We start from the raw sequence: 14,943 nt of genomic DNA on the forward strand, positions 1-14,943 counted from the left end.
CAAGCCGCACCCTAGTGGGGGCCGCGCAGGTCGATCCATTGACCTGCGGCGTCTCGGCGTCTGGGCCGTTGCTGAAATCGACCTAGTACGCCGATTCTGCTCTGGTCCGCCGCAGGCCTACCGAGACCATCCCATCCTTGAGTCTATCCCTTCACGGGATGACGACAATTTTCACCCCGACATCGCTGGCGACCTCTCGCCAAGCCTTGTCGGCGGTATGCGCATTCGCCCCGAGGCGCTCGGCCAACGCCAGCCAGAAACGATCTCCGAGTGACAATACGGCCAACTTGGTCGCCCGCCGCACCCCACCCGCTTTCACGCAAGCGGCTCATCGACAGGTACGAAGGCATAGGTCAGATATTTCGGCTGGATGCGGACAACGGGCAGAGAACCACAGTCGATCGTCAATAAGGGTATACCCTGTCGGAACATACCGTTTAAGACAGTCTTTGCGTTCCATCAGGGTCATTCTTTGGGTTATTGAACACATCGCGGAACGGGTCTAGAGTCTGATTGAACAGATGAGGTCCGGATGTCTCTTTTTGGTTACGCACGCGTATCGACGTCGGGGCAGGACCTTGCCATTCAGGAATCAGCGCTGCGCGCGGCCGGATGCCAGACCGTCCGATCCGAGAAAAAATCGGGCACGCAGCGAGGCTCTCGGACCGAGCTGCAGATCTTGCTCGATTTCCTGCGGGAGGGCGACACGCTTGTCGTGACACGCATCGACCGTCTCGCCCGCTCGATGAAAGACCTGCAAGACATTGTCTTCGAGCTGAAAGGCCGGGGAGTTGCGCTAAAGGCGACCGAGCAACCCATCGATACGAGTACGGCCGCGGGCAAGGCGTTTCTCGACATGCTTGGTGTATTCGCCGAGTTCGAGACGAACCTTCGCAAGGAACGGCAGACGGAAGGGATCGAGGCCGCGAAGGCGAAAGGTGTATATAAAGGCGGCAAGCCTAGGATTGATCCAGAAGCCATTCGCAAGCTAGCGGCGGAGGGGGTGAAACCCGCTCACATTGCTCGCCAGCTCGGTATCTCCCGCGGCACTGTGTATCGCTCTATCCCCGCCAGCTCGTCTGCGGACGCTGGGAAGTGAGCCCTGCCAACCCAATACAACCATCGGACCGGGATGGTCTTGGCCGCACCTGTCGAGCCCGCTATGCTTCTTTCCGATCACTCCTACGGCCTTCAACCTCGCTGAAGCCAAGGGCGAGAACGGCAGGGGGGACGTCTATTGCTGGTGCTAGGAAGACGAGGGCATTCGGTCGCGTCATCAACGCGGGAAACGGCCACTCGATGAGCAGTGCCATTCAGAAGCATCTATGGGCCGACATCGTGAACGCGCCTGCGCTGCCAGGGGTGTACGCGTGGTATTACAGCCCTGAGATCACCGACTACGATCTCGAACAGACGATCACTCAGCTCAAGGCGTGCCGAGACACCGACCGTGCCGCTGCTGAGGCGCTCGTCCGAACGACGATGGATAATAGGGTTTTCAAGCACTTCCGCGAGGATCCGTATCAGGCACGGGTCGAGGGACCGTTGAAGCCGACGTACACAGGAACGCTAGAGCACACATTCGAGGTTTCCAGCGGGCTGGTGCAGCGCATCGTGGACGATCCTGACCGCCTGCGGACGATCAGAGATGTCTTGGACATGTCTGCGCCTATGTTCGCTAGTCCGCTCTATATGGGGATGGCGGGCGAACTCCGAACGCGCCTCGCGACGCACAAGGCGCTGATAGAACGATATCGCCGACTTCATCGACAGGGAGACGAGCCGGCGCGGAATAGTGATGCCGGCTTCGCTTGGCAGGTCGCGAAGCGACGAATTCCACCAGATCGCTTGATAGTGTTCACCTGCACAACGGCGGCGGACGATAATACGGCAGTCGACATCGAGAATATCCTCAACCGGATATATTACCCAATTCTAGGAAGAAACTAAAATGGCCCTCGGTCTCAGCGTCACCTCTGCACTCAATCTAACGCTCGAGGGATCGGTCGGCAGCTTCAGTGTCGGTGCGGGTGGCGAAATCCAGAAGTCCGTGGAGGTGAAATACTTCCTGACCCACGTTGGACTAGATTTCGAGAACGGCGCCAATGAGGAGGTGCTGAAGCACCTTGCGCCGGTGAGGGAAATCTTCCCGACGGCCGACCTCGAGTTTGACGAGATCATGCAGCGGGATATTGACGACGCGCGCGTCTCATCGGACCTGGTTCCTTACCTGCTCGATCATAAGTCACGCGACCTCGTGAAGCTCTTTCCGCCGATCATCGTCGTAGTGCTTCCAGTGAAGGCATACGAGAATAAGCCGGCTGACTTTTATCCTCCGGTCACCACGGATGTAGAGATGACGGCTGAGGGCCATGAGGCGCAGATCACCCGGTCTGGCATCAAGGGGCAGGAAGTTTTCGAGTTTGTTCAGCCTCTCCAGCATGGAAAGTTGTATGAGCATGACCTCGTGCGGCTGCGCCTAAACACCAACAAGTCGCGACTGGTTATCGTGGACGGTCAGCACCGCGCAATGGCGCTGTTGGCGGTATATCGCAACCTCAAGCAGGACTGGAATGACGCCATGAAGGCGCCGTACAAGGACTATTATGAGGAATGGACTCCGAACTACATCAAAAGGTTTGAGCTAAAGAACATAAGCCTTCCGGTTATGTTTTGTACATTTCCGCAACTTGATGAAAGCTTTGAGGGCGAATACAACGTCAAGATGGCCGCCCGGTCAATCTTCCTAACTCTAAACAAGACTGCGCGACAGGTTTCGGCATCGCGTAACCGCTTGCTCGACGACAACGACCTGATCGCTCTCTTTCTGCGAGACACGTTGTCAACAATCAAGAAGGGGGATCTGCACGCCGGGTCCACGCTTGAGATAAGCAATATTGAACTCGATCAGGCGCATGACCGAGTGAAGATTGAAAGCCCGATCGCGATCTCGGGTGTCAATCATATCTATTACATCATCGAGCACATTGTGCTCAACAAACTTGAGGACGTGAATGGCGCCAAGCCGCGTGCAGGGCTTTACTACCTCCGCACAGATCTCGAGAATTTCGGTTCGTTTCGCCGCTTGAACGGGCGAAACCTTCTCGGAGCCGATCTAGCAGACGCAACGTCGCGGCAGTATTACACTGCTGGGGCGGGCGATATCCTGACGAAGGAGTTCCGCGAGCGGTTCGGAAAGTACGTCGTAGCCGCCTTTCAGCAGTTCGCACCCTATCAGGCACATTCGAGCGCCGTCTTCTGGCTTAGCGAACAGCTGCGGGCTCAGGCCAACACGAAACTGCGTCCCATCTTGTTCGAGGGGCAGGGGATCGGCCGCACCTTCACCGCGCACACTGAAAATCTGGCCGAGAAAATCAGATCTAAGGAATTTGGTGCCGAAGCACCCAAGCTCCAGGAGATTCTCGATCGCCTCGTTGCGACGCAGAAACTGGTCGACGAGTTCATCGGCAAGCTAAAGCACGAACGCGCCGAAAGGTTCTTAGCCAAGGTTTCGGACAAGCGCGCTTTGAGGTCAGAAGAGGGCGGCACCCATCCCAGGGTGATTGACTTCGTCAACAAGCTTTATGACAATGTTCTCACGACGGTCGCGTTCCAGACAGCAATGATCGCCGGCTTCTTCGGCGAGGTGGAGCGAGCCAACCTTGATCGGTCCAAGCAGAGCTTGGAGCCGATCGATACGGAAGGCGCCTTCAACACGTTCATGGCGGACATCAACGCCTTCTTCTCGCCCACTAGCTCGCGCGATTTTAAGCGATTGGTCGAGGTGTTCCAGGACACGCTCGAAGGAGACGTCCGGGACTGGAAGATTACGCCGTCGAACTCTACCTTCCGCCGCGTCGTATACCGAGGCGAGATGCAGCCGGCGCAGTGGCCCAAGTACAAGTATCTTTTGTTGGAAATTTGGCGTGCTTCGGGGACGGAATTAGAAGCACCTTTGGCCGCAGAGCGTGAAAAGAGCCGTCGACAAATATTCACGTCCTTGGAGCAGGAATATCAGAAGGATTTCCTCACTCGCGTTTTGAAGCGAGAGGAAAACCTTACTCCGGCTGACCGATCCGAGATCACGACCACGGCGTACGAAGCCTTCAAGAAGTTCCTTCGGAACGTTGGCTGGCTGGCTCAAGAAGTGCCTAGCAAGAAGGCCCTGGTGGAAGCTCCGGTGCCGGAGGATGCGGCTGAGGCGCCACCTGTCGAAGACGAGGCGGAAACATGGGAAGCTCCCGTCGATCCGGGGTTTGAGTCAGACGAGAACCTCTAAGGCGGCACGTGCACGAGCCAGCTTATCTCGACGGATTTGCCACCACCCCTCTGGCGCCGGAAGCGCTCGGGGCGATGGTGCTTGCGTCATCGTTTCCCGGGAACGCTGGATCGCCTCACTCAGCAGGCGCGCGAGCGAGCGTGATCCTCGATAAGGCGCGCCGAGACGTGGCGTCACTGATCGGCGCGAGCGAGAACGAGATTGTTTTTACCTCGGGCGCAACCGAGGCCGACAATCTGGCCATTCGGGGCGCCGCCATGTGGGCACTGGAGTCGGGAAATTCTCGCCGAAAAATTGTGGTCTCAACGATCGAACATAAGGCCGTCTTGGAAGCTGCGGAGAGCCTCCGCGGTAATGGGTTCGACATCGTGCACGCTCCCGTCACGGCAGAAGGCGTTTTGGACATCGAGGCGATTGGAAAGGTCATCGATTTCGAAACCCTGCTGGTCTCGATCATGCTGGCGAACAACGAGACGGGCGCGGTGCAACCGGTTGCGGAAGTCGCCATGATAGCCCGTCAGAAAGGCGCGTTAGTGCATTGCGACGCGGCGCAAGCGGCGGGCAAGATTAGTATCGAGGTCGATGATCTCGACGTCGATTACATGTCGATATCCGCGCACAAGATGTACGGACCTATGGGGGCAGGAGCGCTTTATATCGCCTCTGGAGCACCTAAGCCGCTTCCATTGTCTTTTGGCGGGAAGCAGGAAGGCGCGTTACGTCCGGGCACCGAGCCGATCTTTCTTCTCGCTGGCTTCGGCGCGGCCGCTCGCCTTGCTGTCGACCGGATGTCGCAGGACATGGCTCACAGCCGTGCGCTTGCTGACGCATTCTGCAGCGGCCTAATAGACGAGGGGGTAAGCTTCACGGTCACTACGGGAAACGCTTCGGTGCTGGCAGGAGCGGTGAGCATCGCGGTAGACGGGATATCCGCGGATGGATTAGTCTCATCTTTGTCGCCGATTGCGAGCGTATCGACCGGTTCCGCATGCACGTCTGGGCAGGTAACGCCATCTCATGTACTTATCGCGATGGGATTCCCACCAATAAAGGCCGGTTCGGTTATCCGTTTATACTTTGGGCGCTATAACACTTTGGCCGAAGTTCGACAGGTCGTGCCTGCTCTTGCCGAAGCCGCGTTCCGGCAGCACTCCCCACTGGACGATCTCGCCAGTAGGATGTAATCGGGTGCGATGAGGCATGCGCTTTCCGATTCAGACGTCCGTGGCCAATTTGCAGGCCATGAAACTTTCCCGCTGCGCCTTCTGTGGCTGAAGAAAGCCTACGATACCGTTCGTGATGGAGTATCACCGGGAACATTCCAGGAACATTCCGCTATCGCACGGTTCGGAGTCGGTCGCAACATGGCTGTCTCGATGCGGTTTTGGGGTCTGGCGACGGGTTTCCTGGAAGAGCGCGACCGCATTATCAAGCCGACGCCGCTTGGCGACGCCATCCTCGCGGACGATGGCTATGATCCATATCTCGAGCACGCCGCGACTGTCTGGCTGGCTCATTGGGGGGTGGCGAGCAGTCCAGAATGGACGACGACGGCGTATTTCGCCTTCAATGTATTGTCCGCGATCGAGTTCGATACAGGGAGCCTCATCGAAGAACTGATGACCTTGGTTCGGACGAGAGGGTGGCGGGCAACTCCGAATACCCTCAAGAGGGACGTGGAAGTTTTTCTGCGAAGCTACGTCCGTCGTGATGCGATGGCTGGCGATGATGCGGCGGAACCGCTGCTCGCAGAGCTTGGATTGATCCGTGAGGCGCGAGTAGGCGGCTGGCACGAGTTCGTCCGAGGGCCGAAGCCGACATTGCCCGACGGCGTCTTCGCCTACGCGCTTGCCGATTTCTGGGAGGCACGTGGCGGCTCCAGTGCTATCACTGCCGAACAGGTCTGCTACGCGCCAGGATCGCCGGGTCGAGTTTTCAAACTCGACGAGGACACTGTCGTCACGCGGCTGATGGCTATCGAGGGTGTCACTGCGGGCGCGTGGCGCTGGACAGACACCGCAGGCCTTCGGCAGGTTCAACGGCTCGGTGACATTGAACCCATGAAGCTTATCGCACGTGCCTATGGGCATGTGATGCATGATCGGGTCGCCGCATGACGCCACTCTCTGAAACCGTGGAGATCAACCGGCGGTTCGCCAGGTCCGCGCGTCTCGACGCCGACTTAAAGGGCACGCCTCCGCTCGTTGGCTACGTGATGCAAGCCAGCGTCACGAAAGCCCTCACGACACTTGCGGATAGCCAAATCGAGAGCCGACAGGGCGCGTTTACCTGGACTGGACCGTACGGAGGCGGCAAGTCGAGCGCCGCGCTGCTCGTCGCAAACCTGGTTGCTGGGCATCCAGAAAACAGAGCGATCGCGCGCGAAATCGCAGGACCTGAGCTCACTGCCGTTTACGGACGGGCTTTCCCCGAAGCTGACGGCCCTTGGGCTATCGTTGCTGTTACCGGCAGTCGCATGGGCCTACGTCAATCGATCGCCGACGCTGCCGCCACCACGTTACAGTGGAGCAAGGCCGCCTATAATCGCGCGCTTGCAACTGATGACGCCCTTATCAACGCTCTCATGCTCGCCGCTTCGAGCAAACGCAGCGGCGTGTTCTTGGTCCTCGACGAGCTGGGCAAGCTGCTCGAACATGAAGCGTCTGCCGGAGGTGATATCCACCTTCTACAGGATCTTGCGGAGCGAAGCGCGCGATCCGAAGGGCGCCTCGTCGTGGTTGGCATTCTCCACCAGGCTTTCGACCAGTACGTCGCGCGCGCGGCGCGCGACGCTCGACAGGAATGGGCCAAGGTCCAGGGACGTTATCAGGATATTCCTTTCCTCGCCGGAGCGGACGAAACCGTCACGCTCCTCGGCAGCGCTATCACCGGCGCCCAGCCGCCGGCGTCCGCGAACGAACAAGCGTCGCTTGTTGCGGGAGCGATCGCGCGTCGGAAGCCGACCGATGAGGGGCTTCTGGCTAAGGCCCTCGCGGCCACATGGCCGCTGAACCCGCTTACGTCGCTGCTCCTAGGTCCGGTCTCCCGGCAACGATTTGCGCAGAACGAGCGAAGCGTTTTCGGCTTTCTGAGTTCGGCCGAACCATTCGGATTCCAGGACTTCCTTCGATCGACGAGGGACGTTTCGTCAACTTACGGCCCGGACAGTTTGTGGGACTATCTGGCCTCAAATTTTGGCATGGCGCTATCGAATGGTAGCGACGGGAGCCGTTTTAGCCTCGCGTTCGAGGCGATCGAGCGTGCAGCTGCCAAAGGTGGACAGCTCCACGTCCGTTTGACCAAAGCCGCGGCCGTCATAGAGTTCTTCCGCAACGGCTCGGGCCTAGCCCTTGCAGATGACATCTTCGGCGCGGCCGTGCCGAACGTGGCAGCTGCGGATCGTACAAGCGCGATTGCTGATCTCGTGGACTGGGCGGTACTGATCCGGCAGCCCCGCCTCGGCGGATACGCGCTGTTCGCGGGAAGCGATTTCGATCTTGAAGATGCGATAAATCGAGCGACGAGTCCCCTCGACTTCGAGCAGCTCGCCTCGATTCCGCAGCGCGTTGGTCTTGGCTTTGCTACCGCGAAACGGCACTATTTCCGCACAGGTGCGCTCAGGACGTTCGAGGTCGTTGTTCAGCTTCTAACGCGCGAAGACACAGCGGCGGATCTTGCGGCTCGACTGGCTGCGCGCCGCAGTCGTGGGAGCGGGATGCTCGTTCTCGCTCTGAGCGATGGCTCTTTGGACGTTTCCGAGGTCGACAGCCGGTGCAAGGCGATCGCGAAGCATCTTCACAAGGCCGGGACCGTCGCCGCGGTCGCCGGCGCGGCAAACAGCCACGCGCTGCGATCAAGCGCCTCCGACCTTTTCGCCGTGGAACGCGTATTTCGTGACCATCCGCAGCTCGAAGGCGATCGGATCGCTCGGCGCGAAATGGCGGCGCGCCGGTCTGGCAGTGTCGATGTTCTTTACCGAGAGCTTGAGGCCGCGCTGAACCGGGCGCGGTGGTGGCTCGCATCATCGCCGCCCAAGGCACTCCGCGATCCCGTTTCGATGGTGGCGACCGCTCTTGCAGATTCCGCCTATGACCTTGCGCCTGTTCTCAAAAGCGAATTGCTCCAGCGCGACCGGCCATCGTCGAGCGCGATGGCGGCCGTTCGTGAACTTGGGCATGCGATGGTTCGCAACACGCACGCTTGGGACCTCGGGTTCGAGGGATTCCCCGCGGAGATGGGCCTCTATCTAACGGTGCTGAAGCCTTTCGGAATTCATGGCCCAGATGCAGACGGTCACGTCGACTTCCGAGCGCCCCAAGACATGGGGGACGGGCCTAGTTTGCTGCCCGCCTGGTCGATCTTGGCCGACGCATCTGAAGTGTCTTTGGCGGATGTCTATGCGACATGGTCTCGTCCCCCCTTCGGGATGAAAGCGGGGATCATGCCGGTGCTGGCGTTGGCGATCTTGCTCGCAAACCGTGATCATCTCGCGGTCTACCTCGACGGCATATTCCAGACCGAATTCGACGACGTGTTCGTTGACAAGCTTCTTCAGAAGCCCGCCGATTTTCGGGTCAAGCGTGTCGACCGCTCAACCAAGGAAGCCGCGTTCCTCAGCGATCTGGCGCGCCATTTCGGTCTTGAGGGAGAGAGTTCGTCTCTGCCGGTCGCACAGGCCCTGTTTCAGCGATTCAAGGGACTGACCGTCTATGCGCAACGCACCGACACCCTGTCGGCCGATGCGAAGAAGATCCGTAGCGCGGTGCTGAAGGCGCGCGACCCCGAAGCCCTGCTCTTCGAGGCATTGCCGGAGACGTTGGGCGACCGGCTCACAGCGCAGGTCGTCATCGATGCGCTTGGGGAGGCCGTTGGGGCCTATCCAAAGCTGCTGGCGCACCTGCAAGCAACGCTAGCCAAAGCTCTCGCTGTTGATCCCAACACCTTTCTGGGGGCTCAGGAGCGAGCCACATCGATCAAGGATTTGACTAACGATTACGCGTTTGAGGGGTTTGCAATGCGGGCGGCCGCATTTGAACGCGGCGAAGGCGATATCGAAGGCGTCGCGAGTGTCTTGCTCCACAAGCCAGCCCATGGATGGTCTGACCGCGACCGCGAGCAGGCTTTGCTTGAGATGGCGCGGTTCGGCAGGCAGTTTCGCGAACTCGAGGCGCTGGCGGTCGTGAGGGACCGTCGCTCCAATACCGAGGCACTCGCCTTGGTGATTGGGGTAGATCCGCGTACACCGCCCCTTCTGCGGTCGTTCGTTCTAACGGAGCCCGAGAAAGCAGACGCCGCGCTGCTGGCGGAGAAGGTTCTGAAGACACTTCGAAAGAGCGACGGTCTCGATCGCGTGAGAATGGCCGCGCTTGCGCGCGCCGTCGCGACCTTGGCAGCCGACCAGGACATGGAGGTTGCATGACACAGGAACGCCATATCCTAGGCATCTCGGGTGGCCGGGATAGCGCGGCGCTAGCTGTCTACATGCGTCAGCACCGGCCCGAGTTGCCCATCGAGTATTTTTTCACCGACACCGGCAAAGAGCTTCCTGAGGTTTACACCTTCCTCGATCGGCTCGAGGGTTTCCTGGGAAAGCCGATCAAGCGCCTCAACCCCGATCGGGATTTCGATTTCTGGCTTGATGAGTACGGGAATTTCCTACCATCGCCGCGAACCAGGTGGTGCACGCGGCAGCTAAAGTTGCGGCCGTTAGAGCAATGGATCAAGCCGGCGCTCGAGGCAGGCACGGTTATTCATTCCTACGTCGCCATCCGCGCGGACGAACCCTCGCGTGAAGGCTATCAGGCCACGCACGAGAACATGCTTGTGCATCTTCCCCTGCGTGAGGCGGGGATCGATCGCGCTGGCGTCATCGAGCTCCTGCAGCAGGCCGACGTCGGCGAACCCGAATATTATAGCTGGCGGTCCCGCTCGGGGTGCACGTTCTGCTTCTTTCAGCAGAAGATCGAATGGGTGCGCCTGGCCGCGCACCATCCCGATGAGTTTGAGAAAGCGATCGCGTACGAGAAGACGGCTCTGGAGGGTGGATCTCCCTTCACGTGGAGCCAGGGCGAGAGCCTCACTGAACTCATCGAGCCGGAACGCGTCAAGGCGATTGAGTTGGACTACGATCGGCGTGTTGCGCGGCTAAAAAAGCGGCGACCCAAGAACCCACTCGCTGCTGAGACGGATGATTCAGTAGATGACGTTTACGGTGTCGATGAGGCCGATGCGGGTTGCGTGATCTGTCATAAGTAGATCAGGATAACAAAGACGTGACGATGGGGGCAGGCTGCGGATGAAGGTTGAACAGGGTCTATGGACGATTCAGACGCTGATCGACCAGAAAGACAGCATCAATCTGTCGCCGGCTTGGCAACGTGGGCCTGCATGGCGGGAGAACCGTCGCGTGCTGCTGATCGACTCCATCCTGCGCAACATGGACGTGCCCAAGATATATCTGCGGAAGCTACCCGCTGGCGGCTTGCATGCTTACGAGGCGGTGGACGGGCAGCAACGGCTCCAAGCGATTTGGGATTTCGCGTCCAAGAAGTCCGACGTCCATAAGGGGCGTGGCTTCACGCTCAAGAGTAGCGATGCCCTCCCGCCCATACATGGAATTACGGTAGCCGATCGTACATTCACGACCTTAAGCAGGACCCTTCGCGATCGATTTCTCGCATTTCAGGTAGGCGTAGGTGAAATCGTTGAGTCCACAAACGATGAGATCGCCATTCTGTTTGCGCGTCTTCAGATGGGCATGCCGCTAAATCCAGCTGAGTTGCGGAATGCCGATCTCGGACAGATGCGGAATATCATCCAGTTGATGACCAAGTCCCATGAGTTTTTTACATATACCAAGATCCGGGACGATCGCACGAAGCATTTTGATTATGCAAGCTATGCGTTTGCCGTAGCAGCGACTGGTGTAACTCACGATCTGAAGGCACCGGATCTTCGGGACTTTCAGCGCGAATACAACGCCAAACCGATGGAAGACATCACAGCCTTATCAGCGCGCGTCGGCGAAGCTCTGAATGTGCTAGGTGAAGTAGACCAGCGGACTAAGTATAACATAACACGAAAGTGGATCTTTGTCGACCTTCTCGCGCTTATCCTTCAGTATCAAGATGCCGGGAAAGCAATCGACATCGCCAAGTTTACCACCCGTTACGATGCGTTTGAAAAGCGTCGACGTGATTATACATCTAAGCAGGACATTCTGCTTAACTCTCGCAGAGCGGATTCTAAGTCCACTGACCGAGCTTTGTACGACTACCTTTTTGCGTTTCGGACCGAGGGAGCCAAGGCGGCGAGCCTATCGACCCGACGACGGTCACTGGCGAAGTTTTTTCCGGACGTGGAGGTTAAGTAATGGCGTTCAATCCGGCAGACATACCGCCCCCATTGATCGAAGAATATAGGAAAGATCGGGTAGGCCTGTTAGTGGGCGCCGGAGCATCGGTAGGAGCAGGACTTCCCCAATGGGGACAGCTTCTCCGGGATATGCTCGAGGAGACAAAGGGCAGCGTTGGTTTGGGTGCTCAGAAGGTCGCGGATTACGAGTCTCTCATCGATCAAGACCGATATCTCATGGCGGCATCAGGCCTGAAGGTCGATCTCGGCAGCTACTTCGCGGGCTTCATCCGAAAGGTATTTGTTGATTCAAAGCCCGCACCTACCAATCTGCATCGAGCCATGCTCGGGCTTAAGAGATTACAGTTTGTTCTCACGACCAACTACGATACTTTGATTGAGAGAACGTACCGTAGCCAGGACCCCGATGTAACAGTTTGCACGTATAAGGACTCGGGTGAAGTCCGACGGAGCCTGTCGAGCCGCGAGTTTTTTATCTTGAAAGCTCATGGTGATGCTACGCGCAGCGGCGACGGTATTATCCTCACTGACCAAGATTACCGTAATATCTTGTTTCGGGAGTCTGCATACCAACACATGCTCGCAACGATGTTTTCTATGTACACGGTTGTATTTGTTGGCGCCTCTATGACCGATCCGGAAGTCAATCTAATGCTGAACTATGTTGCGAGCACGTTCGCACCTGACTCCGGCCCGACACACTACGCTCTTTTGACTAAGGAAAAAGTCAATGAGGTTGAAAAGGAGCGCTGGTTCAAGGACTTCAAAATACGTGTTGTTTCAGTTAGTTCTGCCGATGAATATGCTGAACTAACTGAGTTCGTAGCTCTGTTGGGAGCGGCCTAGAGGCGGGTCACTGCTGAGAGGGGTTAACCCATCAGCTGTTCTCCAGCGTCGGCTCCTCACAGGCAATGTCAATTGCACCCTGAAGCGCCGCAGCTGCATCGCTCGCGCCAGCATGATCCAACAATGCGACTGCGTTTTTCATAAGGGACACCGCGATATCGAGTGCCGGCAGTTTAGCAACGTGGTCGTTCATTGCGATTGCACCTTTCGTAGCCGGCGACACGCCCACTGGGCGTGTCGTCGCTTCGGAACCGGGTGCTGAAAACCTAGAGCAAGCTAGGCGCGAACGCCTTTGGCCGAGTGGCTTGGACATACGCGTCCGCCACCCGGTCGACTCGAACCGGCTCTTGCTCTTCGGCGTTTTCAGGCACCGCCCGTGTCTCCACGGGTTCGGTGATCGTAGCTTGCTCCCGTCGCTGGCGACACCCTCTTTCGGTCAACGGTGTTTTCGCCAGCACAAGGTACCGGCCGGATTGCCCGGCCGGCGGTCGCCTCAGCGGGACCAGATGAGATTGAAGCTTCCGTCCTCGCCCTCGACTAGGTTGGCGTAGATCGGGGCGGGAAAGCTGGGATCGTCGAGCTTCACGGCCATGTAGGGCCGATCCTCGCGCGATGTCTTAGACCAGGCGGCGCCGAGTTCAGTGGTGCCGGCGTAAACCCTCGCGTCCGGAGCCTTCTCGCTGTCCTTCTGGACGCGGACGATCTTGACCTTCGCTTTGAGGGTGAGGGTGGCGAGCGTCCCGGTGAACCCGTCGTCGGTCGCGGTGAAGGTGCCGATGGTAGCCATGTCTGATCTCCTTGCTTCGATCCGCGTCCGTCGCGGCCTCGATGGCGATCAAGTGCCGGGGGCGATCGGCGATGCACCGCTTGCGGCCGCAGCGCAGCGAAGGATGGGAAAGGGGCCTTTTTTGGCTCGCGATGCAAAGCCGCAGGCGGCGGAAAAAAGGTCGCCTTCCCCGTTGCAGCTAGACGATCGAGGCGCAGCCGCCCCCCGGTTAGATCAAGCCAGACAGAGGCCGTGTGGCGCGGATGGACCAAGGGCAGACTGTAATCGGAACTGACCCGTGATCTCGGTCATCGCGGTCCTGCATACCCACCCCGGCGAAGGGCATAGGCCAAGCCCTCATAGGAGGACGGATGAATCCGGTCGCGGGTCGCCAGCCCTGCCAAGTCAACCACGTTGTCGCCATGCTGCGCTGCGGTCCATCGAACGAGTTGGGCTGCTCGACGATCATAGGGCACGATCCACAGCACGTATCGCGCCGACACCGAGAGGCGAAGGCGATCGAGGCGCATACCCAGGTCCGTCCTGCCGCCGTCGTTGGACCCGGACGATAACACGGCCGTGTAGAATAGCGCTGCGGGGGCAATCAGCGTGATCGCTGGGGTGTTCGCACCCTTGCGAGCGACGATCGCACATCGATCCTGCAAGGCGGCGCGCAACCTCGCCGCCGTATCGGCCGCGATGCTATCTCCAAGAAACAGGCAGGCGAGCATTCGGCCACCCCGACTGTGCGGCGTTAAGCCGCCTGGGCTTCGAGAGGACCGGACGACGTGCGGCTACGCGGCGTCAATACGACGATCGTGTCGAGGTTCGACACCCGACGTCCCCGCGTGTCGATGCGCGGTTCGTCAGGAACGACGTCCTTTAGGGAAAGCCGATATTCGGGCAGGTCGTCACGAGCTTCGACCGCTTTCAGATGCTGCTTGAACTTCGAGTGGTTGGCCGTCGAGCCGACCTTGCGCGACAGGAGTTCCATCGGAAACTCGATCTCTTCGCCTTCGCAATGGCAGTGCGCGATCTCGTAGATACGGCGCTCGATCGTACCAAGACGGAAATAGTCGTGGTGATAATGGTAGATATGGCCGTCGAGCTGGATGGCACGGTGAAGCCACGGGCAAAGCCTGACCTTCACGACCCTCAATTGCTGTTCGCCGCTTGGAAGCACGGCGTATTCGGCCGTGGCTTCCGAAAGCCACGAGAACCAACCCTTTTCGATCTTCGACCCGGTTTGAATGTTGGTCTTGATCTGCGTGCCCTGCAGCCGCTCCAACGCATCGGTGAAACGGTCGTAATCGCGCTTCGATGGGCGCGCGACGCCGGTGATGCGGAAAAAGTCGTGCGCGGTGAACGTGAAGTTCTGGTCGACCTCCTCACCCCGCTGGATGGCTTGGTTCATCAGCGACGCGACGTAGAGGATGATCTCCTTGTCATACATCGTCGCAATGCCGGTTGCGCTCGGCCTGATCTGGATGCTGAGCTTCCCGATCTTGAACTCGAGCTCCTTCTCGACCGGCACCTTGGACAGGGCGAAAAAGGGAAAGTCCATGACGCTGCGCTCGCCGCGGACCTTGCCGTGGAGCGGGCTGTCCGGCTCGAACAGGTTGCCCTGACGGAGAACGATCTGCTGCTTGCTCGTCATGGCGGTCCCTCGGCGCCTGAT

Annotated in this window: 13 protein-coding genes; 9 read left to right on the forward strand and 4 right to left on the reverse strand. The window is 58.9% G+C overall.

Features of this window, described 5'->3' with window-relative positions; translation table 11 throughout:
• Positions 1-532: 532 nt before the first annotated feature.
• The 9 genes from OXQ95_RS14985 (at position 533) to OXQ95_RS15025 (ending at position 12,499) form a co-directional block, all read left to right on the forward strand.
• On the forward strand, positions 533-1,099 hold the full coding sequence (locus OXQ95_RS14985; RefSeq protein ID WP_267382202.1) for a recombinase family protein: 567 nt from the start codon (positions 533-535) through the stop codon (positions 1,097-1,099).
• Between the two features lie 200 nt (positions 1,100-1,299).
• Entirely contained in the window at positions 1,300-1,950 is a 651-nt protein-coding gene (locus OXQ95_RS14990; RefSeq protein ID WP_267382204.1) for a hypothetical protein, read from the forward strand.
• 1 nt (position 1,951) lies between these two features.
• Positions 1,952-4,279 (forward strand): DNA sulfur modification protein DndB, encoded by a 2,328-nt coding sequence (locus OXQ95_RS14995; protein ID WP_267382206.1) that lies wholly within the window; start codon positions 1,952-1,954, stop codon positions 4,277-4,279.
• An 8-nt stretch (positions 4,280-4,287) separates the two neighbouring features.
• Complete coding sequence (locus OXQ95_RS15000) at positions 4,288-5,463, forward strand: cysteine desulfurase family protein (RefSeq protein WP_267382208.1); 1,176 nt, start codon at positions 4,288-4,290, stop codon at positions 5,461-5,463.
• 9 nt (positions 5,464-5,472) lie between these two features.
• Positions 5,473-6,396 carry a DUF4007 family protein gene (locus OXQ95_RS15005; RefSeq protein WP_267382210.1) on the forward strand — a complete coding sequence of 308 codons (924 nt, stop codon included), beginning with the start codon at positions 5,473-5,475 and terminating at the stop codon, positions 6,394-6,396.
• Positions 6,393-9,698 (forward strand): hypothetical protein, encoded by a 3,306-nt coding sequence (locus OXQ95_RS15010; RefSeq protein ID WP_267382212.1) that lies wholly within the window; start codon positions 6,393-6,395, stop codon positions 9,696-9,698. Before OXQ95_RS15005 ends, OXQ95_RS15010 begins: the two co-directional genes overlap by 4 nt.
• The gene (locus OXQ95_RS15015; protein WP_267382214.1) at positions 9,695-10,534 is read left to right on the forward strand and encodes a phosphoadenosine phosphosulfate reductase family protein; all 840 of its coding nucleotides are present in this window, start codon (positions 9,695-9,697) and stop codon (positions 10,532-10,534) included. The genes OXQ95_RS15010 and OXQ95_RS15015 overlap by 4 nt, the downstream gene beginning before the upstream one ends.
• 40 nt (positions 10,535-10,574) lie before the next feature.
• Positions 10,575-11,651 carry a DUF262 domain-containing protein gene (locus tag OXQ95_RS15020; RefSeq protein ID WP_267382216.1) on the forward strand — a complete coding sequence of 359 codons (1,077 nt, stop codon included), beginning with the start codon at positions 10,575-10,577 and terminating at the stop codon, positions 11,649-11,651.
• Positions 11,651-12,499 (forward strand): SIR2 family protein, encoded by an 849-nt coding sequence (locus OXQ95_RS15025; protein WP_267382218.1) that lies wholly within the window; start codon positions 11,651-11,653, stop codon positions 12,497-12,499. The genes OXQ95_RS15020 and OXQ95_RS15025 overlap by 1 nt, the downstream gene beginning before the upstream one ends.
• A 31-nt stretch (positions 12,500-12,530) precedes the next feature.
• Here OXQ95_RS15025 and OXQ95_RS15030 read toward each other — a convergent pair whose 3' ends face one another.
• From OXQ95_RS15030 to OXQ95_RS15045, 4 genes are all read right to left on the reverse strand, one after another.
• The gene (locus tag OXQ95_RS15030) at positions 12,531-12,692 is read right to left on the reverse strand and encodes a hypothetical protein (RefSeq protein WP_267382220.1); all 162 of its coding nucleotides are present in this window, start codon (positions 12,690-12,692) and stop codon (positions 12,531-12,533) included.
• A 300-nt stretch (positions 12,693-12,992) separates the two neighbouring features.
• Positions 12,993-13,286: a DUF736 domain-containing protein gene (locus OXQ95_RS15035; RefSeq protein WP_267382222.1), complete on the reverse strand. Its 294-nt coding sequence runs from the start codon at positions 13,284-13,286 to the stop codon at positions 12,993-12,995.
• A gap of 287 nt (positions 13,287-13,573) precedes the next feature.
• Positions 13,574-13,996, reverse strand: a complete 423-nt coding sequence (locus tag OXQ95_RS15040) for a hypothetical protein (protein ID WP_267382224.1) — start codon at positions 13,994-13,996, stop codon at positions 13,574-13,576.
• Between the two features lie 23 nt (positions 13,997-14,019).
• Positions 14,020-14,922: a replication initiator protein A gene (locus OXQ95_RS15045; RefSeq protein WP_267382226.1), complete on the reverse strand. Its 903-nt coding sequence runs from the start codon at positions 14,920-14,922 to the stop codon at positions 14,020-14,022.
• Positions 14,923-14,943: the final 21 nt, after the last annotated feature.

The organism is Sphingomonas sp. GC_Shp_6 (genome assembly GCF_026540835.1).
In the GTDB taxonomy this organism is placed as follows: Bacteria; Pseudomonadota; Alphaproteobacteria; order Sphingomonadales; family Sphingomonadaceae; genus Sphingomonas.